We start from the raw sequence: 21689 nt of genomic DNA, 5'->3' as shown, positions 1-21689 counted from the left end.
ATCGGCTGGCCCAAGGCCACCACCATCTCCACCACCGGCACCGACGACATCGGCTGGCCCTCGGTCGCCGCCGTCTGAGGTCGCACCTCGCGCACCAAGTCCTCTCCACCGAGATGCCCCCGCCGGCCGCCGTGTGCCGCCGCGGGGGCTTCGGTCGTCGGGGCCCCTTCTCGCGCACGTGTCGTCTCTGTCGCCGCTCCACCTGGCTTAGAGGTGTGGCTTCGATCCTGGCCCCGACCAGGGCGGTTGCGGCGAGGGGCGGGGTCATGACGGAGGCGGGGCGAGCATCGGTGGCCGGTGCCCTGGACACGGTGCTCGCCGCCTGTGCGGTGGGGCGTTCCCGGGTGGTGCTGATCGAGGGCGCCGTCGGGTGTGGCAAGAGCCACCTCCTGCGCACCGTGGCCGAACGGGCGGCCGCCGCCGGAGCGCTGGTGCTCACCGCGACCGCCTCCGCGTCCGGGCGCCGGGTGCCGCTCGGGGTGCTGCGCCAACTCGTCGGCAGCGCACCGGTGTTCACGCTCCCCTGCTCCGGTGCCGGCGGCGCCGTACCGCCCGACGAGGCGATGCGGACGTTCTGCGCGGAGCTGTGCGACCTCGCCCGCGGCGGGCCGGTGGTGCTGTGCCTGGACGACGTACAGCACGCGGATCCGCAGTCGCTGCACCACCTCCGCTATCTCGTACGGCACGCCCGCCCGGCGCCGGTCCTGGTGGTCGCGACTGTCGCGGCGTACGCCGATCAGCCGCAGGAGCCCCTGTTCGCGCCCGAGTTCCCGCGCCAGCCGCACGTCCGGCGGATCCGGCTCGGCCTGCTGTCGCCCGAGGAGACGGCGGCGGTGCAGGCGGCCACTCCGTGAGCTACGACCTGCCGTTTGGCTGGACCCGCTCGTGATCCGCACGCCGGAGCCACTGTCATACCTGGCCTGTACGCTGCGTGCGATCTACGACCAGCTCGGCAGAGGGCATGATGACACGCACCGCCAGACCGTCAACCGAAGCGATACTCGCCGCGCTCCCCGGCCTCGCTCCCTACGCACGTGACGCAGTCGTACTGCACCCCGTGCGGGGAGAGCCGGACTGCGGGGACAGCTCGATCGGCGGTCCGCTGCTGTGGCCGAGCGACGAGCCGTGGCCTGCGTGCTCCCTGCCCGACGTGGGCAGCCCTGCCGGCGTACCCGCCACGGCGATGGTGCCGGTCGCGCAGATTTTCCGGCGCGACGCACCGGGACCGTGGTGGCCTGCTGACATCGACCTCCTGCAGATCCTGTGGTGCCCCAACGAACACTGGGATCCTCCGGCCCAGCAGGCCGACGTCAGCCCCGTGATCGAGGTGCGATGGCGCCGGGCCGCCGACGTGACGAGCCGGCTGACGGCACCGCCGCCGCCCTCTCGCTACGACGAGGACGGTTACCTGCCGCAAGCGTGCTCCATCACCGCCGAGCACCTGGCCGATTTCCCGTACCGGGAGGAGCTGCCTCCCGGACTCCGTCCGCGGCTGGCGGAACTGGTCCGCGAGAGTGGCGACGGCGGTGACGTCATCACCCGCGTCGCGGGCTGGAAACTGGGCGGCTGGCCGACCTGGCACCTGGCATACCCGGCAGTGTTTCGCTGTGGGGACTGCGGCACGGACATGACGCTGCTGTTCACCGTGGCCAGCGACGGCGAGACGGGAGTCGTCGTCGGCCGGTGGGGGGACCTGCGGATCTTCGCCTGCCCTGCCGACCACCGGCATGCGTTCCAGGTGGACCTGCATTGACCCGGGCTGATCGGCTCCGCCACGTCGAGCGTTGACGCCCTGGGCGGCTTGCGGCCGAAGTGGCGGGTGTGTGGGGCGTGCCACGCCCGCGTGCTCCGCCCTACAGGACCGGGGGGCCCTGCTCGATGCGGCGCAGCACCGGTGTGAGACGGTCGAGTTTCTCGCTCGGCTGGATCTGGCGCTCGTCCCACCAGGTGGCTCCCGCCTCGGCCAACGGGGCGATCAGATCGCGGGCCTTGGCGGCGTCGTCGCCCGGTGTCGCTCCGCCCAGGACGATCTCGAAGGGGGTGCCGGGGCGGTCCTCGCGCTGTGTGCGCAGGTACGCCACCAGGTCGCGGACCTGGTCGGCGGGCGGTATGTGGCCGTGTCTGGCGTCGGTGAACAGCGGGACCGCGCCGTCCCAGCGGGCCGCCCGGCGCATGGGCGGGCGGTTCGGCCAGAAGCCGGCGATCCAGATCGGCGGGCGGGGGCGTTGCACCGTGGCGGGCAGCAATGTCACGTCCCGGGCCCGGTAGTGCCGTCCGTCGTGGGTCACCGGCTGCCCCGACCAGTAACGCTCCAGCAGGTCCAGGCCCTCGTCCAGGCGCCCGGCCAGCACTTTGGGGTCCGTGGTGTCGCCGAAGCTGGCGTACTCGTCCTCGATCGGCCCGCCCAGTCCCGCGCCGAAGGTGACCCGGCCCCCGCTCACCGCGTCCAACGTCGCCACCTGCCGGGCCAGTTGCTGCGGGCGCCGCCGTGCGACCGGGGTGACCAGCGTGCCCAGCCTGATGCGGGAGGTCGCCAGCGCGGCGGCGGTCAGCAGCATCCAGGGGTCGCCGAAGGGCCTGCCTGCGTGTGTGCGGTGCAGTACGTGGTCCCAGACGAACAGCCCGTCCCAGCCTGCCTGTTCCGCCGTCGCGGCCACCTTGGCCACGGTCCTGGGATCGGCGAAGTCGCCGAAGTTCGGGATGTTGACCGAGAAACGCATCTCCGCATCCTGCTGCAGGCCGCAAGGACCGGCAACCGGTTAACAGGCCGTTGCCGGGACCGTAGTCAGGTCTCAGCATTCCGGGCATTTCGTCCCGGAAGGTCCGTCTATCACCAGAGCGTCAGGGGCTCGGCTTGAGTACGGTCTCTCGTTTCCGTCTGCCGCTGATGCGGCAGGGTTGCGCCACCTGCCCGCCCCGCCTCCGCCTTGCGGCGGGGGCGGGTGGCGCGGGTCTTCTGGTCGGCTCCACGAGGCTTCGACACCGCCGGGGCGGTGTCCTGGTCTCCGGCCACTCCGGTACCAGTCACGCAGGCTGCCGCGAGGGCGGCGAGGTTGAGCGCGGCGTTGTCGTCCCGGTCGATGACCAGAGCGCAGGCGTTGCATTCGTACGTCCGGACGTGCAGCGACAGCTTGGCTTTCACCGCGCCGCACCCGGAACAGGTCTTCGAGGACGGGTACCAGCGGTCAGCGACCACGAGGCGGGTGGCGTGGCGCTGGCCGGTCTTGTAGTCGAGCTGGCGGCGGATCTCGCCGAATCCGGCGTCTGCGATCCTGCGGGCCAGACGCCGATTGCGGAGCATGCCGGCGACGTTGAGGTCTTCGGCCACGATGGTGCCGTACTCGGCGGCCACCGCGGTGGTGAGCTTGTGCAGGGCGTCTTCGCGGAGGTTCGCCACGCGGTGGTGGACCTTGTTCCGCTGGGCGTTGGCCTTCTCCCACCGCTTCGACGGCTGCCGTCCGGTGCGCCGGTCGGGGCCCTGGCGTCGGGACACGACGCGGGAGGCGCGGCGCAGCTGCTTGCGCGCCCGGTCGTAGTGGCCGGGATTGGGCGCGGTGCGGATCTCGCCAGTGCTGTCGGCCATGACCGCGAGGGTCTTCACCCCGAGGTCGATGCCGACCGCGACATCCGGCCGCGTGACGCGGACCAGGTCGCGCTTCACCTCCGCCTGGAAGGACACGAACCAGCGTCCGCGCTCGTGCCGCACCGTCGCGGACAGGATCCGGGCCGTCCCGGCCTGGAAGCGGTCGAGGAGCTTCACCGTGGGTTCATGCGTGCGGATCATGCCCAGGCGGGGCAGCGTGACGTGCCGGCCGTCGGCGTCCACGCGGATCGTGCCGGTGGTGAACCGGCAGGACGGACGTGCCTTCCGCTTCGACTTGAACCGCGGCATACCCATTGCACGGCCACGGCGCTTGCCCTGCTTTGACTTGGCGTAGTTGTCGAACGCGGCGGCGGCGTTCGCGAGACCGGTGGAGTACGCCTCCTTCGAGTTCTCCTCCCACCAGGCCGCGAACCTCGGGTCGGTGTGCTTGCTCTCGTTGAACGCCTTCCGCAGGGCGGGCAGCGACCACGGCCGCCATTGCGTCAGCTGCTCCTCGGCGACGCCGTAGGACTCCTCCGCGCGGCGCTGCCACCACGACGCCTCGACCCAGCCGACAGCCCAGTTGTACGCGGCACGCGCCGCGCCGCAGTGCGAACGCAGCGCGTGCTCCTGGGAGGCGTTCGGGTCCAGAGCGAACCGGAACGCCTGCACCACAAAACCGGGCTGCGCCTGGAACTTCTTCACTCGGCGGCCTCGCCGGTCGCCACGGCCACCGCGCGGGCGGCGCGGTTCTTCGCCGCCCGCTGCCCGTACAGGCGGGCGCACATCGACGTGAGCACCTCGGTGATGTCCCGCACCAGGTCGTCAGCGGTCTCGGTGGGGTCGAGGACGACCAGGCGCCGCCCGGACGCCGACAGGACGGCTTCGAGATGCTCGACGCCGAACCGGGCCAGCCGGTCACGATGCTCGACCACGATCACCGCCGTCTGCGGGTCGGACAGCAGGCGCTGCAGCTTGCGGCGCCGTCCGTTCAGCCCCGAGCCGACCTCGGCGACGACCTCGGCGACGGCCAGGCCGAGCCCGTTCGCGCCGGCCACGACCCGGGCGGCCTGCCGCTCAAGGTCGGCCTTCTGGTCGGCGGACGACACGCGGCAGTACGCCACCACCCGCCCCGAGGTCGCAGAGACGACCGGAGCGGGCTCAGCGACCAGCCACGTTCCGGACGGCGCCTGGCGGACCGGGACGGGCATCTTCCCGTCCTTCACCCATCGCCAGGCAGTCTGGTAGCTCACGCCCTGCTGCCGTGCCCACTCCGAAAGCTTCACAAGGCCAAGATATTCGAGATGCACGACTAGAGATGACTATGAATGACTAGAAAATCTGTAGCAGCTTTCATCCCCCGGCCGTCCGAACGGCTCCTGGCAACACCGGCCCCTGCGGATGGTGCCTCCGTATGCCTGCCCGCCTGCGGCTCCATCCCCGCTCCACCGCTTTGAGACCCGGCCTCAGGATCACGTTGCCAGCATCTTGGCAACGTTTTGCCAAGCCGAAGGTGCTGTCGTAAGGAGCGAGTGCTGATGTCGGTCTTGCCGGTCCTGTCGATCTCTGGCCTCATCGAGCAGCAAGTCCACGCGCGGCCCGACGCGATCGCGGTCACCCGTCCGGGACCCGGCGGCGGTGCCGGCGTGTCCCTCACCTACCGCGAGCTGAGCCGCGCCGCGAACCGTCTCGCCCATCATCTGCGCGCCCGGGGCGTGGGACGCGGCGACCGTGTCGTCACCTCGCTGCGGCCCGGAACGGAGATGGTCACCGCGTTCCTCGGGATCGTGCGGGCCGGCGCCGCGTATGTCCCCGTCGACCCCGCCAACCCCGCCGAGCGGCGCAGGCTGATCGTCCGGGACAGCGCCGCCAAGGCGGTGCTCACCGGCGGCGACGGCGCGGGCGACTACGCCGGCCTGGGCGTGAGCGTCGTCGACCTCGACGCCGACGACATCCGTGCGCGCCCCGGTGATCTGCCCGAGGAGACGGCCGGACCGGAGGATGCCCTCTACGTCTGCTACACCTCCGGCACCACCGGCACCCCCAAGGGCGTCGTCGTACCGCACCGGGCCGTCCTGGACTTCGTGCAGTCGTACGACTATCTGCGGCTGGCCCCCGACGACGTCGTCGCCCAGGCCGCCAACCCCGCCTTCGACGCCGTCACCTTCGAGGTGTGGACCACCCTCACCTCCGGCGCCCGGCTGGTCCATCTCGCCAAGGACACCGTCGTCGACCCCGGCCGCTTCCAGGAGGCCGTGGCAGCGCACGACATCTCCGTCGTCTTCCTGACCACCGCCCTGTTCCAGCTGATCGCCCGCGAACGGCCCGCCGCCTTCGCATCGCTGCGCGCCGTCCTGTTCGGCGGCGAGGCCTGCGACCCGCGCCGGGTGCGCGAGGTGTTCGCGGGCGGGGCGCCCGGGCGGCTGCTGCACGTGTACGGCCCGACGGAGGCGACCACGTTCGCCACCTGGCACGAGGTCGCAGAGCCCGCCGAGGGGGCGCGGACCATTCCGATCGGGCGGCCCATCGGTGCCACCACCGCCGTGGTCGTGGGCCCCGACGGCAGCCCGGTCGGCCCGGGCGGCACCGGTGAACTCCTGCTCGGCGGGCCCGGGTTGGCCACCGGCTATCTGGAGCGGCCCGAGCTGACCGCGCAGCGGTTCGTCGAGGACCGGTTCACCGTGGGCGGCGGCCGTCTGTACCGCACCGGGGACCTCGTGCTGCTGCGCCCCGACGGCGCGCTGGAGTTCGTGGGGCGGGTCGACGACCAGATCAAGCTGCGCGGTTTCCGTGTCGAGCTGGGCGAGATCGAGTCCGTGCTGAGCGCCCACCCGGGTGTCCTGGCCGCCGCGGTGTCCCTGTACGAGAGCGGCGACGGTGACAAGCGGCTCGTGGCCCATGTCGTCCCGGCCGATCCGCTCGCACCGGCCGCCGCCGACCAGGACGCGCAGATCACCGAGTGGCGGGAGATCTACGAGGCCCTCTACGACGGAGCCGCTGCCGGCGGCACCGGGCTGGGCGCCGACTTCACGGGCTGGAACAGCAGTTACGACGCCCTGCCGATCCCGCTGGAGCAGATGCGGGAGTGGCAGGAGGCCACCCTGGCGCGGGTGCGGGAGCTGCCCCGGCGCCGGATCCTGGAGATCGGTGTGGGCACCGGGCTGCTGATGGGGCACCTGGCCCGTGAGGAGGGCGTCGAGGAGTACTGGGCGACCGACTTCTCCCCCGCCGTCGTCGCCGCGCTCACCGCGCAGACCGACGCCGATCCCCAGCTGGCCGGCAAGGTGCGGCTGCGCTGCCAGGGGGCCGAGGACACCAGCGGGCTGCCCGCGGGGCACTTCGATGCGATCGTCGTCAACTCGGTCATCCAGTACTTCCCGAGCCTCGCCCATCTGCGCACGGTCATCGAGCGGGCCCTGACCCTGCTCGCCCCGGGCGGCTGCCTGTTCCTGGGCGACCTGCGCAACCTCGACCTCGCCCGCTGTCTGCAGACCGGTGTGGAGCTGGCCCGGCCCGGTGCGGCGGCCGACAGCCGGGACACCCTGCGCCGGTCGGTCGATGTGCGGGTGGCGCAGGAGACCGAACTGCTCGTCTCCCCGGCCCTGTTCGCCGCCCTGGCGCGTGAACTGCCCGCCGTCCGCGCCGTGGACGTACGGGCCAAACGGGGCGCCCACCACAACGAGCTGACCCGCTACCGCTACGAGGCCGTGCTGTCCACCGCCCAGCCGGCCGCCGATCTCACGGCCGCGCCCGTCGTCCGCTGGGGCCACGAGGTGAACTCCGCCGCCGACGCCGAGGACCGCCTCAACGCCCTGCGGCCCGCCGTCCTGCGGCTGGCCGGGGTGCCCAACCGCCGGCTCCACGACGAGTTCTGCGCGATGCGCGCCCTGGACAACCCCCTCGAAGGCATCGACCTCGCCGCGCAGGACGCGCCCGCCCCGGACCCGGAGGTGCTGTGCGCGGCCGGGGAGCGGCTGGGCTACCGGGCCCTGCCGACCTGGTCCGGTGAGCGGGCCGAGCTGCTCGACATCGTCTTCGTCGACCCGGACCTGGTCCCGGCCGGCCCGCTGACCGGCGTCTGCACCGCACCGGCCGCCGCCGTTCGGGCGTGCGCGAACACGCCGACCGCGTTCGACCGCACCGTCGACCTGGAGGTCGTCCTGCGCGCCCACCTCCAGGAACGGCTGCCCGACTACATGATCCCTTCCGCGCTGATGACCCTGGACGCGCTGCCGCTGAACGCCAACGGCAAGGTCGACCGCACGGCGCTGCCCGCCCCCGCCCCCGCCGCGGCCCGGCCCGGCACCCAGCCCGGCACGCCGCTGCAGGAGATCGTCCGCGATCTGTTCGCCGAGGTGGTGGGGCTGCCCCGGCGCCAGGTGCACGCCGACTCCGACTTCTTCCAGATCGGCGGACACTCGCTGGCCGCGGCCCGGCTGCTGTCACGGGCCCGCGAGACGCTGGGCGCCGACCCGGGCAGCCGCGCCCTGTACGAGGCGCGGACCCCGGCCGCGTTCGCCGCGCTGCTCGGCGACGTGCCCGCGGCCGCCACCGGTCCCTGCGGTGCGGGCACCGACAGCGCGGTGCTGCCGCTCAGGCTGCGCGGCGCGCTGGACAAGCGCGCCCTGGAGGAGGCGCTGGAGGATCTGGGGCAGCGGCACGAGGCGCTGCGCAACTCCCGTCTCGGCGCGGCCGGCACCCGGCTGCGCACCCTGGCCGCCGACGACCATCTGCTGGAGATCGCCCTGCCCGCCGCCTCGGTCGACCTGTGGTCGCATCTGCCGCTGGCCGCCGAACTCGCCCAGGCCTACGGCGCCCGCGCCACCGGCGACACCCCGCACCGCGCCGCGGCCGGGCTGGAGGCGGCGCCCCGCGCGGTCTTCGGCGACGCGGCGCCCACCCCGCTGCCGGGCAGCGTGCCGCAGGCCGGTGACGTCTCCTACGGCAGCTTCGAGGTGGAGCTGGGCGAGGACCTGCACACGCGGCTGGCCCGGTTCGCGGCCGAGCACGGCTCCACCGTGTTCATGGTGGTGCACACCGCGCTCACCGCCGTACTGGCCCGGCTCGGCGCGATGGGCGAGATCACCGTGGCCGCGCCGGTCCCGGCCCGGGAGGGCGCCGAGCTGCGCGATGCGGTCGGCCCCTACGGGCGGGTCCTGGCGCTGTCGGTGGATGCCTCGGGCGACCCCGCGTTCACCGACCTGCTCGCCCGGGTCCGCGCGGCCGGCCTGGCCGCCTACCGCGACGCCGAGGCGGCCCTCGCCCTGCCGGGCGGCATCGCGCTGACGGTGCTGGCGCAGGCCGACGGCCAGTTCACGGCGGCCGGGCTCACCGTGCACCCCGACCGGGCCGAACTGCCGGTCCCCGCGGCCGACCTGAGCCTGCTGCTGACCGAACGGCAGACGCCGGCGGGCGCCCCCGCGGGCATCGCGGTGACGGCCTCCTACCGGCACGAGACGGTCGGCGAGGCGGCCGCCGCCTCCCTCACCGGGCAGCTCACCGCCGTACTCGAAGCCGCCCTCGACGAGCCGACCACCGTACTGAGCCGGCTGCGGCTGCTGCCCGGCGACACGGCGGAGGGCGGGGTGTGGGCGGGCGAGAGCGTCCGGTGGCCGGCCGCGACCGTGCCCGCACTGTTCGCGGCGCAGGTGGCACGCTGTCCCGAGGCGCCCGTCGTGGCCGGCATGGACTACCTCGAACTCGACGCCCGCTCCGACCTGCTGGCCCGCGCCCTCGTCATGCACGGCGCGGGCCCGGGCAGCACGGTGCTGACCGCGCTGTCCACGCTCACCGGATTCGCGGTGGCCGCGCTCGCCGTCGCCAAGACGGGTGCCGCGCTGCTGCCCGTCGACCCGTCGCTGGACCTGGACGGCACCCTGCGGCCGGTGGTGCTGCTGCTCGACGAGACGGCCGACCTGCTGCTGCCCGCCGTACCGGGCGCCGCCCGGCTGGTGCGGGCGGGCGGCGCCGACCGGCTGCCCGCGACCCGGCGGCGCCCGCTGACCGACACCGACCGCACGCGGCCGCTGACGGCCGGCGATCCGGTGCTGCTGGTGCCCGGCGAGGACGGCACGGTGGCCATCGGCCCACAGGCGGTCGCCGCGGCAACCCTGGCCGCACCCGCGAGCGCCGCCTGGCTGGTGCGCGGCTACCCGGACGCGGACGCCGCTCTCGGTCTGCTCGGCGCGCTGGCGGCCGGCGCCCGGGTGCACGTGCCCGACGGTTGTCTCGCCCAGGCCGTGCCGCACGAACTTCTGCGCTGGCTGCGCCAGGAGGGCATCCGGGTGGTGCTGGGCGGCGCCGACGACGCCCTTGCCGCACTGGTCGCACTCGCCTGGTCCGAGAGCGCCGAGCTGACCGTGAGCGGCGGCTGGGCCGAGGGCCGCCTCGTCCTGGAGCAGCACCCCGGCCGGCCGCCCCGCCCCGCCCCCGGCTACCGCGCCTACGTCCTCGACGCCCGGCTGCGGCCGGTGGCCCCCGGCGAGACGGGCGCCCTCTACATCGCGGGCGCGGGCGTGGCCCAGGGCTACGCCGGACAGCCCGCGGCCACCGGGGAGCGGTTCCTGCCCGACCCCTTCGGCGGCCCGGACGGCGCCACCGCCCGGATGTGGCGCACCGACCGCGCGGCCCTCCTGGACGCCGACGGCATGCTCAAGGTGCTGGAGGGGCCGGCCGACGGCGACCCGTTCGCCGACGAGTTCGCCACGTTCGTCGTCCTCGCCGACGCCGACGGCCACCAGGCCCTGTGGCCCGCCGCGGCCCCCGCCCCCGAGGGCTGGCGGGAGACCCATGCCGAGGACCTGTACGAGCTGTGCCTCGACCACATCAACGACCGCCTGGGCGACCTGTTCTAAAGACCCCTCCCGCCCACAGGCACGGACCGACGGACCCGCACCCGGAGGACCTCATGAACACCGTCCACACCCTCGACCTGCCCCTCCGCGACGCCCGCGCGGCGCACGCCCTGGCCGCGTCCTGCCTCGAGGTGTACAAGGCGGCGGACGACCCCCGCTTCCTCGACGAGGCGCCCGTCCTCGCCCACGACCTCCCGCTGACCGTACGGCGCCACCTCAACTCCGCCCGCCGCGACGAGACCACCCACGCCACCCTGATCCGCGGCAACACCGTCGACCAGGCCGCGCTGGGCGCCACCCCCGCCCACTGGAGCCAGGCGGACACCGAGGCGAGCCAGGTCCACGGCTGCCTGCTCGTCCTGTACGCCGCGCTGCTCGGCGACCTCACCGGCTGGGCCACCCAGCAGGCCGGCCGCCTGGTCACCGACATCCTGCCGAGCAAGGGCTACGAGACGAGCCTGATCTCCGCCTCCAGCGCACTGGAGCTGGCCTGGCACACCGAGGACGCCTTCTCGCCGTACCGGGCCGACTGGGTGGGCCTGTTCGCCCTGCGCAACGAGGACCGGATCCCCACCACGGTCGCCCACCTCGACGTACGCCGCCTGCCCGACCGCGTCCGCGACGTGCTGAGCCGGCCCCGCTTCCTGGCGCTGCCCGACGCGGCGCACACGTTCACCGACGGCGCGTTCGTGCCCGAGCCGGTGCCGGTCCTCGATGGCCACCGGGACCAGCCGGTGCTGCGCATCGACCGGGACTTCTTCCGCGCCCAGGACGGCGACACGGAGGCCGCCGAGGCGCTGGCGTGGATCACCGCCCACCTCGACGCCAACCTCACCGACGTGGTCCTGCCCACCGGCGCCGTCTGCTTCGTCGACAACCGCAACGCCGTGCACGGCCGGCGCTCCTTCCGCGCCGGCTTCGACGGCGGCGACCGCTGGCTCAAACGGGTCAACCTGGTCCGCGACCTGCGCCGCACCCGCCCCGGCCGGATCGACGGCTCGACCCGCGTCATCGGCTGACCCCCCTTCCCCTGCTGCGACCTGGAGTTACGACCATGAGCGCACCCGCCCGCCCCGCCGTCCTGCTCGTCGAGAGCCGCCGGACCACCTTCACCGACCACGTCCTCGCCCGCGACGACGTCGACGTCGTCCTGCTGCGCTTCGACTCCGTCCCGCTGAGCGAGGAGTACGTCCAACGCACCGCCCACGTCCCGACGTTCACCCTGGACACGTCCGCGCCCCTCGAGGACGAGGCCGCCCGCTATCTGCGCTGGATGAAGGGCACCAGGAACCTGCCCAGGCCCAGGCACTTCTGCAACCCCAACGAGGCCCTGCAGTCGGCCGCCCAGCGCTTCGCCGCCCTGGTGGACCTGCCGCACCTGAGCGAGGAGCAGGTCGGCTGGGTGCGCAACAAGATGACGATGAAGGACCGCTACGCCCAACTCGGCATCCCCCACGCCCGATACCGGCCGGCCGGCGACCTCGCGGACGTCGTCGCCTTCGGCGAGGAGCACGGCTGGCCGGTGATCCTCAAGCCCGTCGACTCCGACTCCTGCATCGGCACCTACCGCATCGACTCCCCCGCCGGCCTGGCGGACCTGCCGCCGCTGGATCCGGCCCTTCAGTGGACGGTCGAGGAGTACGTCAAGGGCCGCGAGTTCCAGCTGTGCGCGGTGATCTCGCGCGGGCTGGTCATCGACGCCTACCTGTCGAAGAACCCGGTGCCCGTCCTCGAAGTCCTGGACGGCCGGATCAACGCCAACATCACCTACGCACCCAGCGAGGAGATCCCCGTCGACGCCCGCGCGCTGGCCCAGCGGCTGGCCGACGGACTCCAGATCCCGCACGGCTATCTGCACGGCGAGTTCTTCCTCACCGACGACGGCCAGTTCGTGATGAGCGAGGTCGCGGCCCGGCTCAGCGGCTGCGAGGTGCCGATGAACCACGGCCTCGCCTTCGGCTTCGACTTCCTGCACGTCGTCCTCGACACCTACCTCGACCGGATGCCGGTGCCCCAGTACACCCGCGACCGCGCGGTGGGCGACCTGCTGCTGCCGACCGCGCCCGGCCGCGTGGTCCACATCAGCTCCGCGGAGGAACTGCTGCGCCTGCCCGGCGTGATCGGCGCCCACGTGACGGCGGCCCCCGGCGACGTCCTCGACCCGCCGCGCGCCTCGCACGCCTCCACCGGCTACGTCCACGTGGAAGGCGCCACCGCCGACGAGGTCGAGGAGCGGATGCACGCCGTCCTGCGCCACTTCGAGCTGAAGGTGGACCAGCCGTGACGCTCTTCGCGCCGTTTGGGGACCTCACCGCCTACACCCGCGCCGTGACGCAGGCCGAGACCGGACACGGCCCGCTGCCGGTGTGGATCGGCGACCGCGTCGACCTCCTCGACGGCATCGCCCTCGCCGAGCAGGTCTACGGCCATCGGCGCACCCCCGACCCGGCCGACACCGGGGTCCTGCTCGCCGACGAACCGCTGCCCGAGGCGCTGCGCGCCCTCCTCGCCCCGCTCGCCCGCCGCTGGATCACCGACCCGGCCCGCCTGCCCGAAACCGGTTCGGTCCTCCTGGCCGGAACCTACGGCCGGCTCAACGGCGACGAGGTCGGCGAGGTCGCCGCCGCCGCGTACGCCACCGGCCGGCCGCTGTTCCTCCTGACGGGCCGCGACGTGCACAGCCTCAGCTGGGTGGTGGCCAAGCAGTACGCCCGGGTGGTGCCCGGCGCCCCGGTGGGCGTCGTCTCCGAACTGGACGCGGCCGAGCCGGCACAGGACGCGGACGTGTGGTGCGGTGCGCAGGACGTACGGCGCCTGGACGTCGCCGAACTGGCGCTGGGCCGGGTGTGGCGGCGCGTGCTGTTCCACGGCAACGGCAAGGACGACCAGCTGAACCTGGGTCGCTTCACGCTGTGCGGGGCGAGCCCCGTCGCCGCGCAGCCCGGCACGCCGGGCCCCAAGTGCTCCTACGGGCTGGGCTGCACCAAGCCCCAGGACAAACTGATCCCGGCCCGTGCCGTGCGCGCGGCCGAGCTGGTCCTGGCCAACTGCTTCAGCGGCGCGCTGGCCGGCCACGCCCTGTACGACCCCAAGTACCTGATCCTGCTGAACGCCCTGGACGGCCCGGCCCAGACGGTGGTGGCCACCCTCACCGCCTGCGACGGACAGCGTCCCGAGAACCTGGCCTGGCTCACCGGCACGGTCCGCGCGGGCAGCGCGGCGGGGGTCATCAACGACAGCCTGCGCGACATCAACCCGTACCCGTCGTTCGCGCAGGTGGGGCTGCAGTCCTCGGGCCTGGGCGAGGAGAGCGTGTCCGAGCCGGCCCCGGCGGCACAGCCGGAGTTCCCCCTCCACACCCTCGGCGCCCGCCTGTCCGGGCTGCTGGACAGCGGCCTGCTCGGCCCCGACCACCCGCTGCGCCCCCGTCTGCGGGCGCTCTCGGACACCCTGCTGCACGAGGCCGTCCGCACCCGCGACACGGCACCGGCGCTGACGGCGATCGCCCAGGAGACCACGTCCCTGGACCTGGCCCTCGCGCACCGCTTCGCCAAGCACCACGACGACCCGGTGCTCGCCTTCCCGACCTACTTCGGCGAACGCAGCGTCGCCGACACCCCCGTCCCGCTGGAGGTCCCCTGCGCCTGCGGCCGGCCGCTCCTCTCCTACCGCCGGCGCGGCCGCGTGCCAGCCGTCACCGACACCGTGCAGGTGGTCTGCGCGCGCTGCGGCGACATCGCCAACACCCTCGCGGATGCGCCCGAGCTGAGGATCGAGGCACCAAGCCGGGCAGTGGCCGGCGATACCCTCCACGTGGTGGTCGAGGCCACGGCGCGCCGGGCCGGGACGGTGAACCTGGGCATCGTGCTGCCGGTCTATCTGGACGCGAAGGTGGGCCCGGTACTGCGCCGCGTGGAGGCGGTCCGGGCCGGTGAACGCGTCCACGCCGCGTTCACGATCACCCTGTCCACTGGGGCGAGTCCGCAGGCGTACTACTTCTGCCCGTACGCGGTGCAGGATCTGGGGATCTCGGTGTCCCGGGTGCACTTCACGCTCGGCACAGGCCGTGCGAACGGAAGGGAACAGGCGGCAGCATGACCGGCACGGGGGAACAGGACGCGACCGGCACACCGAAAGGGGGCACCGGCACCTGGGCGCCGCTCGCGCACCGGTCCTTCCGCCGGCTGGCGGCCGGACGGCTGCTGGTGTACTTCGCCAACGCGATGGCGCCCGTCGCCCTGGCCTTCGCCGTGCTGGACGCGACCGGCTCGACGACCGACCTGGGGCTCGTGGTCGGCGCCCGCTCGCTCGCCAACGTGGCGCTGCTGCTGGTCGGCGGGGTGGTCGCCGACCGGGTCCGGCGCACGCTGGTGCTGCAGGGCTCGGCGCTGGCCGCGGCCGGGGTGCAGGCGGCCATCGCCGCGAGCGTGCTGCTGGACGCGACGTCGATCCCCCTGCTCGTGCTGCTGAGCGTCCTCAACGGCGCCCTCGCCGCCCTGTCGTTGCCGGCGTCGGCGGCACTGACCCCGCAGACGGTGCCCGGCGGCCTGATCCGCCCGGCGAACGCCGTGATGCGGATGGGGACCAACCTCGGCGCCATCGCCGGCTCGTCGCTGGCGGGAGTGGTGGCCGCGGTGTTCGGACCCGGCTGGGGCCTGGCCGCGAACGCGGTGGCGTTCTGCGGGGCGGCGGTGTCCTTCCTGGGCGTGACGACCGCCCCGGCCGGCCGGACACCGGACCCGGAGCGGGTCCGGCCGCTGCACGAACTGCGCGAAGGCTGGCGGGAGTTCACCGCGCGCCGCTGGGTGTGGATCGTGGTACTGCAGTTCATGGTCGTCAACGCGGTCGTCGCAGGCGGGGTGCAGGTACTCGGTCCGGCCGTCGCCGACGACACGTTCGGCCGCGGCGCATGGGGCACGGTGCTGGCGGCGCAGATGGCGGGCGCGCTGGCCGGCGGCATCCTCGCGGCCCGCTCCCAGGTGCGCCACGCGCTGCTGCTGGGCGTGGCACTGACCGCCGTGGAGGCCGTACCACTGGTGGTCCTCGCCGAGGCGCCGGGCGCCCTTCTGCTGGGCGCCGCGATGTTCGCCAACGGCATCGCGCTGGAGCAGTTCGGCGTGGCCTGGGACGTCTGCCTGCAGGAGAACATCCCGGCCGGCCGCCTGGCCCGCGTCTACGCCTACGACGCGCTGGGCTCCTTCGTCGCGCTCCCGCTCGGCGAGATGGCCGCGGGCCCCCTGGCGGGCCGGCTGGGCGTGCACGCCACGCTCCTGGCAGGCGCCGCACTGGTGACCGTGGCCACGGCGGCGGCGCTGTGCAGCGCCCAGGTCCGCACGTTGACGACGGGTCAGAATTCCGCACCGCCGCAGACCCCCGCGGCCGCCGAGCCGGCGCCGGGGTAGGCGCCGGCTCGGCGGCCGCGGCCATGCGCCGTCACGCCGAAGAGGTGGTCGTCCAGGTGAGCTGGTTCGGCTGAGGTGCGGCCGGGTGATGCCCGGGGGCCCGTCGCTGACATGACTCCGCGGTCGTACGGGAGTGCTTCACGCGTGCTCCTGCGTCTTCCCTGCTCCCGCCGTCGCGGACGGGCCCGCGTCGCGCCGGGTCTGGGACTGGGACTGGGACTGGGCCAGTGCCTCCGCCAGGATGCGCCAGATGTCTGCCGCCAGGTCGATGTTCGCGTCCGCCTGGGCCTGTTCGGCCAGTGCGCGCAGGCCCGTCACGCCGGTGGGGTCGCCGGAGAGGATACGGAGCCGGTGGCGCAGGATGTCCAGGCGGACGCGGTCGCGGTAGGTCATCCTCGGCTCTTCCAGGGCGAGTTCGCCCAGCAGGGCGCGGGCGTCGTCGTAGCGTGCGGTCAGGAACGCCAGGTCCGCCTTGAGTGCGGTCAGCTCCTGGCGCAGGCCGGGTGTGCCGACGAAGGCCAGGGCCGGCTCGGCGGCCGTGACGCACCGTTGGGCCGCCTCGGGGTCCGGGGGCAGCTTCTGCAGGTGCAGCCGGCCCGCGGCCAGCCGCAGCCGCAGCCACAGCACCAGGTCCTCGTTGCTGCCGAACTTCTCCAGGGCCTGCTCGAGGTAGGCCTGCGCGGCCGCGTGGTCGCCCTGGCGGACGCGCACGGCGGCCACCGTCCACATCGCCTCCGCCCACAGCGCGTCGGAGCGGCCCTCGACCAGGTCGGCCAGCTCGTCGGCGTGTGCCCGGGCGTCCGGCACCCGGCCGGCCTCGGCCTCCACCGACACCAGCGCGAGCAGCACGGCGGAGCGGTCCTCCACGTCCACGCCGAACTCGCGGGCGATCTCGTGTGCGGTGACGCAGGCGTCGAGCGCGGCCGGGATCTCGCCCAGCGAGCGCAGACAGCGGGCGAGCCGGGTCAGCCCGCGCACCCGCAGCTCGGCCGGCCCCACCTCGTCGCCGAGCCGGACCAGCTCCTCCAGATACCCGCGCTCGCCGACGTGGTCGCCCTGCACCCGCCGTTGCCGGGCCAGTTGCCACAGCGCCTGCCAGCGCAGCACCGGCGACTCGTGTCCCTCGGCCGCGAGGGCCTCGCGCAGCGTGTCGAGGGCGTCGTCGTGGCCGGTGGAGGCGGCGAGGGTGAGAGCGTGCGCCAGGGAACCGCCCGCGGGTTCCTCGAAGTCGGCCGGTTCCAGGCCGAGTCGGGCGGCGAGGTAGGCGACGGCGCGCTCGGTGGGCTGGCGGGCGCCGGACTCCAGACGGGACAGGTAGCCCGTGGACATGCCGTCGCCGGCCAGCGCGGTCTGGGACAGCCCCTGGGCGCTGCGCAGCTTCCTCAGACGACGGCCGAACGCGGGCTGTCGGAGCATGTGACCATTCCCTCGGGTGGACGCGCGGACTCGGCGGCGGCCGCGGACGGACGGAGCGCACGGACGGGCGGGGCAAGGTGGGGCCGCGTCGAGCGTAGGGCGCCTGGCAACAGCCGGGCAAACCGTTGCCACGGCCTCTGCCCTGGGGCTCAGCCGGATCTCATGCCGTCCTCACGCCCTTCTCGCGCCGCTCTCATGCCCCTCTCGTACGGACCTCGTGCGTCTGCCTTGCGGATCTCCAGCGGTGCGCGGACGGCTCCGGGCAGGGTGCGAGGGGGCGGCGCGCACGGGTCGTGCGGCCGGTGCGGCGGCGCGCCGGGGCAGAGCGTCAGAGCGGTCGCCGCACCCCGGTCTCGAAGGCGTAGATGGCCGCGTGCACACGATTGGGCAGCCGCAGCTTGTGCAGCATGTTCTGCACATGGGTCTTGACCGTGTGCTCGGAGAGGGTCAGACACCGGGCGATCTCGGAGTTGGACAGTCCGCGGGCCAGCAGTTCGAGCACCTCGCACTCGCGCCGGGTCAGCTCCTCCGGGCCGATGCTGGAGACCCGGGCGCGCGGCTGTGCCCGCCGGCCCTCGGCGGGCACCAGGGTGTATCCGGCCGCGGCCAGGACGACGGCGGCGGCGAGTTCACGCGGCGTCGTCGTGCCGGGCAGGTGTCCGTGCACCGGGCCGGGTACGTCGTCCCCGCCGCCGACGACCAGGACCGGAAGCCCGTCGGGCGCGTCCTGCGTCAGCCGGGTGTGCTGGGCGGTGCTCAGCGTGCCGTGGGCGACGACGACGTGCGGGCGCACCGAGCGCAGTGCGACGCCGAGTTGGGGGCCGGGCGCGCTCTCGCCGATGACACTGATGCCGGGATGTCCCTCCAGCAGCGTCCGGATGCCGACGCGGACCAGCGGGTCGGCGCCCACGACGTGGACCCGTACGGAGCGCGCCGTCTCCGCGGCGGGGACCGGGGCGGGCGCCGGGTGCTCGGCGGGCCGGGCGAGCGGCGACGGGAGGGGGGCCGGGGGCGGATGGTCCGCGGCCGAGGCCCGGTCGGTGGCCGAGGACGGGTCCGTGGCGGGGGCCCGGTCCGTGGCGGGGGACGGGTCCAGGGCCGCGGGCAGGACGCGTACGACGGCGTGCCGCCGCTCGTCCATGTCCGCCACCTCCCCCCGGGCACGCGTCACGCTAGACCCCGCCACCGCCGCGGGCCCGGCCGCTCCAGCAACTCCCGATCCCGTCCCGACCGCGTCTCGCGCCCGGCCGGCCGAACAAAACGGCCCGTGTGCGGGGCCGCTGGAGGATCGGTCGAGGGGTGCTGGAGGAGGTTCGCGGGATCAGCCAACGGGCAGTCACAGGGTGTTTGAATGAGGGCAGTCGGCACGCCTTATCTACTCAGGGGAGCGAGCGCCGCGATGCGGAAGTCGTACTACGCAGCACACGTCTACATGATCGTGGGAGTTGTCTCCGGGCTGTTCTACCGGGAATTCACGAAGGCCAACGACTTCACCGGCGACACCCAGCTGGCCCTCATGCACACCCATCTGCTGGCGCTGGGCATGCTGGGCTTTTTGATCGTGCTGGCCCTCGACAAGCAGTTCCAGCTGTCCGGGACGCGGCTGTTCACGTCGTTCTTCTGGTTCTACAACGCGGGCATCGCCGTCACGGTGGTCATGATGGGCGTCCACGGGTGCCTGACCGTGCTCGGCGACCACGTGCCGGAGGCGGTGCCGCTGGTGGCCGGGCTCGGCCACATCCTGCTCACCGTCGGACTGATCCTGCTGTTCGTGCTGCTGGGCAAGCGGCTGAACGAGTCGCTGGCGAAGCCGCCGACCGAGGAGCCCGAGCCCGCCAGGACGTCCCTCTGAGACCGGGGCCGGGGCCGGCGGAGGCCGCCTGGCCGCGCCGGTTCACGTGAGTTGCGCGGCGGGGTCGGTCAGTACCTCGGCGAGGACGGCCAGGCGCTCGGGCGTCGTCTGCGGGGCGAGGCGGCCGCCGTGGGTGAGGCCGGCCAGGCCGTGCCAGGCGCTCCACACCACCTCGGCCAGGAGCCGGGAGTCGCGGCCCGCGGCGAGCGGCCGGACGGCCTCCTCGATCTCGTCGAGGACCGCCGCCAGCGGATGGGGGGCCGGCCCGGGTTCGCCGGCCGGCCCGCTCTCGTCCGCTTCCGCGTCCGCTTCGGCGCCGGGGTCGAGGACCAGCATGGTCTGGTAGAGGACCGGGCCGCGGGCCGCGAAGTCGGCGTAGGCGCGGGCGACCGCGCGCAGCGCCTCGGGGGCGTCGCCGGCGCCGAGGCGGGCGGCGCGCAGTGTGCCGGCAAGCTCGGCGAGACCCTCCTGCGCCACCGCGTGGACGATGGCGTCCTTGTTCTTGAAGTGCTGGTAGAGCACCGGCTGGCTGTACTCGATGCGGTCCGCGAGGCGCCGTGTGGTGACGTTGTCCCAGCCCTCCGCCTCGGCCATCTCGCGTGCCGTGGCAACGATGAGCCGATGGCGCTGGGCCTGCTCGCGAAGGCGGCGCTCCCGTGGGGTCATGACCTCACGTTATCAGTTCAGCGAAACTTGAGCTAGCGATGATAGGGTTCCTGCCTTTGGCAAGGGGCGGGCCGGGGGCGGGCCTTGTGCACGGATGCTCGAGCGGTCCTCCAGACGCGGTCGTCACGATCGCGGCAAGTCCGCCACAGAGAGGGCCCTCCGATGCCGACCCGGACTCCCCTGGAGGCACTGCTCGACCTGGCCGCCGACGTGATGGGACACGACCGGCGCACGCTGCCCGCCGACGCCGCCGGCTCCCCCTTCATCACCCTGGGCGGCACGCTCGAGCAGGCCATGCGGCTGCAGGCCCGCGCCGAGGAACGGCTGCGGCTCGGTCTCGACCTCTCCCTCCTGCTGGGCCCCGTCCCGCTCGCCGACGCCCTGGCCCGGGCGGTGCCCGCGCCCGCGGCGGCTCCCGGGCAACGGCCCGCACCGCGGCGGCGTCCGGCACTGCCCCAGCAGCGTGCGGCGCTCGCCGCGCGGCCGGGCCTTGCCGGCTACCGGGTGCTCAGCGCCGAACTGACCGGGCGGCTCGACCTGTCCGCGCTGCGCACGGCGCTCGCCGCCCTCGGTGAGCGGCACGAGGGGCTGCGGACCGTGTTCGCGCCGTCCCCCACCGGGCCGGTGCGGCACGTCCTGGCGGCGTGCCCGGTGCCGCTGCTGACGCAGCCGCATCCCGCGCCGGGCGGGGATCCGGTGGCGGCGGCGCACGCGCGCCTGGCGCAGGACGTGGCGGGGCCGGCGGGGCCGGGCCCGGCGGACCGTGCGGGCCGCCCGCCGCTGGCCTTCGTCCTGACCCCGCTGGCGGCCGATCGCGTGCTGCTGTCGTTCCTGTACCACGAGGCCGTGGCCGACGTCTGGTCGGCGGCGCTGGTCTGGCAGGAACTGCTCGCCGACTATGGCCGCGCGGTGGACGGCCACGCGCCGGTGCGCACGCCGGCACCCGGCCCGGACGCCGCGGCACAGCGCGCGGACCCGGCATCCCCTCCGGCCGCGCGGCCGGAGCCGGCGGCCGAACGCGCGGCGCGGCCGCGGGACGTACCGGGCGTGCCGCCCCTCGCGGGCGGCGCAGGGCCGGCGGCCGTGGACTTCCGTGGGGAGCGGCTGCCGTTCGGGCTCGGCGCCGGCCTGCGCGACGGTGTGGACGCGACGGCCCGGCGGGCGGGAGTGCCGCACAGCACCGTGGTGCTGGCCGCGTGGGTCCTGGCGCTGAGCCGGCGCACGGGTCACGAGCGGCTGCTGATCGGCACGGAGCTGCCGCGCCGCCCCACCGCGGCGCTGCTGCGCACCGTGGCGCCGTACGCGGCCGTCCTGCCGGTGCGCTGCGAACTGGAGCCCACCACCGACTACTTCCTGCGCGGCCTGGCCTGCGCCTACAGCGAGGCGCTGGCGTACGCCGACGCCGGCCCGGCCGGGCCGGCGCAGGTGACGTTCGCGGCGCACGACGAGTTGCTGCCCACGCGGATACGGGCCGGCGGCATCACCGCCCGGTTCCACCACGGGCACCTGGGCGGCGTCACGGCGCACGCGGCGCTGACGCTGCTGCGCTGGCGGGAACGCCCGCTGCTGGCCCTGGACTTCGCCACCTCGTCGCTGGAGCGCTCCGACGCCGTGGGCCTGGCGGTGGGGACGCGCACCGCCCTGCGCGCCCTGGCGCTCTCGCGCCCGTGGACCCCGGTGGACGACCTGCTGCCGCCACCGGCCCCGGCACGGACGACGGGCACGGCCCTGCCGCTGCACGGCCGCTGACCGCGTCGCCGCGCGTCCGGCCTGGGCACACTGCACCGCCCCGGCCTGAAGAGGGCGCCGGTGCGCACGCGGCGGGGGAATCCGCGCGCGCACCGGCGGCTGTGGTCCCCGGCGGCCGGGGGGACCGGAGGGTGGCCGAGATCCGCACCGGCCGGGCCGCGCTCCCT

Annotated in this window: 15 protein-coding genes; 9 read left to right on the top strand and 6 right to left on the bottom strand. The window is 74.3% G+C overall.

The genetic code is table 11. From position 1 onward, the window contains the following. Positions 1–266 precede the first annotated feature (266 nt). Positions 267–854 carry an ATP-binding protein gene (locus tag IEZ19_RS36335; RefSeq protein ID WP_189315657.1) on the top strand — a complete coding sequence of 196 codons (588 nt, stop codon included), beginning with the start codon at positions 267–269 and terminating at the stop codon, positions 852–854. A 329-nt stretch (positions 855–1183) separates the two neighbouring features. Continuing rightward, positions 1184–1753, top strand: coding sequence for a hypothetical protein (locus IEZ19_RS36330; RefSeq protein WP_229841235.1), 570 nt, complete (start codon positions 1184–1186; stop codon positions 1751–1753). A gap of 100 nt (positions 1754–1853) precedes the next feature. On the opposite strand, the gene IEZ19_RS36325 is transcribed toward IEZ19_RS36330, so the two are convergent. From IEZ19_RS36325 to IEZ19_RS36315, 3 genes are all read right to left on the bottom strand, one after another. Then, entirely contained in the window at positions 1854–2720 is an 867-nt protein-coding gene (locus IEZ19_RS36325; protein ID WP_189315656.1) for an LLM class flavin-dependent oxidoreductase, read from the bottom strand. A gap of 110 nt (positions 2721–2830) precedes the next feature. After that, a complete protein-coding gene (tnpB, locus tag IEZ19_RS36320) occupies positions 2831–4288 on the bottom strand; it encodes an IS607 family element RNA-guided endonuclease TnpB (protein WP_189315655.1) in 1458 nt (485 codons plus the stop codon). After that, positions 4285–4869: an IS607 family transposase gene (locus IEZ19_RS36315; protein ID WP_189315654.1), complete on the bottom strand. Its 585-nt coding sequence runs from the start codon at positions 4867–4869 to the stop codon at positions 4285–4287. The genes tnpB and IEZ19_RS36315 overlap by 4 nt, the downstream gene beginning before the upstream one ends. A 252-nt stretch (positions 4870–5121) precedes the next feature. Between IEZ19_RS36315 and IEZ19_RS36310 the strand changes: the two genes are divergently transcribed. The 5 genes from IEZ19_RS36310 to IEZ19_RS36290 are packed head-to-tail and all read left to right on the top strand — an operon-like array spanning position 5122 to position 15839. Then, complete coding sequence (locus IEZ19_RS36310) at positions 5122–10437, top strand: non-ribosomal peptide synthetase (RefSeq protein ID WP_189315653.1); 5316 nt, start codon at positions 5122–5124, stop codon at positions 10435–10437. 53 nt (positions 10438–10490) lie between these two features. Further along, entirely contained in the window at positions 10491–11456 is a 966-nt protein-coding gene (locus tag IEZ19_RS36305) for a TauD/TfdA family dioxygenase (RefSeq protein WP_189315652.1), read from the top strand. A 35-nt stretch (positions 11457–11491) separates the two neighbouring features. Further along, entirely contained in the window at positions 11492–12721 is a 1230-nt protein-coding gene (locus tag IEZ19_RS36300) for an ATP-grasp domain-containing protein (RefSeq protein WP_189315651.1), read from the top strand. After that, on the top strand, positions 12718–14535 hold the full coding sequence (locus IEZ19_RS36295) for a hypothetical protein (protein ID WP_189315650.1): 1818 nt from the start codon (positions 12718–12720) through the stop codon (positions 14533–14535). Before IEZ19_RS36300 ends, IEZ19_RS36295 begins: the two co-directional genes overlap by 4 nt. Beyond that, positions 14532–15839 carry an MFS transporter gene (locus IEZ19_RS36290; RefSeq protein WP_189315649.1) on the top strand — a complete coding sequence of 436 codons (1308 nt, stop codon included), beginning with the start codon at positions 14532–14534 and terminating at the stop codon, positions 15837–15839. Before IEZ19_RS36295 ends, IEZ19_RS36290 begins: the two co-directional genes overlap by 4 nt. 138 nt (positions 15840–15977) lie before the next feature. Here IEZ19_RS36290 and IEZ19_RS36285 read toward each other — a convergent pair whose 3' ends face one another. Together IEZ19_RS36285 and IEZ19_RS36280 are read right to left on the bottom strand one after the other, a co-directional pair. Beyond that, the gene (locus IEZ19_RS36285) at positions 15978–17255 is read right to left on the bottom strand and encodes a helix-turn-helix domain-containing protein (protein WP_189315648.1); all 1278 of its coding nucleotides are present in this window, start codon (positions 17253–17255) and stop codon (positions 15978–15980) included. Between the two features lie 328 nt (positions 17256–17583). Then, entirely contained in the window at positions 17584–18396 is an 813-nt protein-coding gene (locus IEZ19_RS36280; RefSeq protein WP_189315647.1) for a response regulator transcription factor, read from the bottom strand. A gap of 210 nt (positions 18397–18606) precedes the next feature. Between IEZ19_RS36280 and IEZ19_RS36275 the strand changes: the two genes are divergently transcribed. Continuing rightward, entirely contained in the window at positions 18607–19107 is a 501-nt protein-coding gene (locus IEZ19_RS36275) for a DUF2871 domain-containing protein (protein ID WP_229841233.1), read from the top strand. A 42-nt stretch (positions 19108–19149) separates the two neighbouring features. Here the strand turns inward: IEZ19_RS36275 and IEZ19_RS36270 are convergent, their stop codons facing one another. Further along, the gene (locus IEZ19_RS36270) at positions 19150–19773 is read right to left on the bottom strand and encodes a TetR/AcrR family transcriptional regulator (protein ID WP_189315646.1); all 624 of its coding nucleotides are present in this window, start codon (positions 19771–19773) and stop codon (positions 19150–19152) included. 162 nt (positions 19774–19935) lie between these two features. Here IEZ19_RS36270 and IEZ19_RS36265 point away from each other — a divergent pair, with 162 nt between their 5' ends. Continuing rightward, a complete protein-coding gene (locus tag IEZ19_RS36265) occupies positions 19936–21522 on the top strand; it encodes a condensation domain-containing protein (protein WP_189315645.1) in 1587 nt (528 codons plus the stop codon). The last annotated feature ends 167 nt before the right edge of the window (positions 21523–21689 follow it).

It is taken from the genome of Streptomyces brasiliensis, assembly GCF_014647875.1.
Classification (GTDB): domain Bacteria; phylum Actinomycetota; class Actinomycetes; order Streptomycetales; family Streptomycetaceae; genus Streptomyces; species Streptomyces brasiliensis.
This window is presented reverse-complemented; position numbering and strand designations above follow the sequence as displayed.

Excerpts from the sequence above, each read along its gene's own strand:
- IEZ19_RS36335 (WP_189315657.1), top strand. The coding sequence starts at position 267 with ATGACGGAGGCGGGGCGAGCATCGGTGGCCGGTGCCCTGGACACGGTG.
- IEZ19_RS36330 (WP_229841235.1), top strand. The coding sequence starts at position 1,184 with ATGGTGCCGGTCGCGCAGATTTTCCGGCGCGACGCACCGGGACCGTGG.
- IEZ19_RS36325 (WP_189315656.1), bottom strand. The coding sequence starts at position 2,720 with ATGCGTTTCTCGGTCAACATCCCGAACTTCGGCGACTTCGCCGATCCC.
- IEZ19_RS36310 (WP_189315653.1), top strand. The coding sequence starts at position 5,122 with ATGTCGGTCTTGCCGGTCCTGTCGATCTCTGGCCTCATCGAGCAGCAA.
- IEZ19_RS36305 (WP_189315652.1), top strand. The coding sequence starts at position 10,491 with ATGAACACCGTCCACACCCTCGACCTGCCCCTCCGCGACGCCCGCGCG.
- IEZ19_RS36300 (WP_189315651.1), top strand. The coding sequence starts at position 11,492 with ATGAGCGCACCCGCCCGCCCCGCCGTCCTGCTCGTCGAGAGCCGCCGG.
- IEZ19_RS36290 (WP_189315649.1), top strand. The coding sequence starts at position 14,532 with ATGACCGGCACGGGGGAACAGGACGCGACCGGCACACCGAAAGGGGGC.
- IEZ19_RS36285 (WP_189315648.1), bottom strand. The coding sequence starts at position 17,255 with ATGCTCCGACAGCCCGCGTTCGGCCGTCGTCTGAGGAAGCTGCGCAGC.
- IEZ19_RS36280 (WP_189315647.1), bottom strand. The coding sequence starts at position 18,396 with ATGGACGAGCGGCGGCACGCCGTCGTACGCGTCCTGCCCGCGGCCCTG.
- IEZ19_RS36275 (WP_229841233.1), top strand. The coding sequence starts at position 18,607 with ATGAGGGCAGTCGGCACGCCTTATCTACTCAGGGGAGCGAGCGCCGCG.
- IEZ19_RS36270 (WP_189315646.1), bottom strand. The coding sequence starts at position 19,773 with ATGACCCCACGGGAGCGCCGCCTTCGCGAGCAGGCCCAGCGCCATCGG.
- IEZ19_RS36265 (WP_189315645.1), top strand. The coding sequence starts at position 19,936 with ATGCCGACCCGGACTCCCCTGGAGGCACTGCTCGACCTGGCCGCCGAC.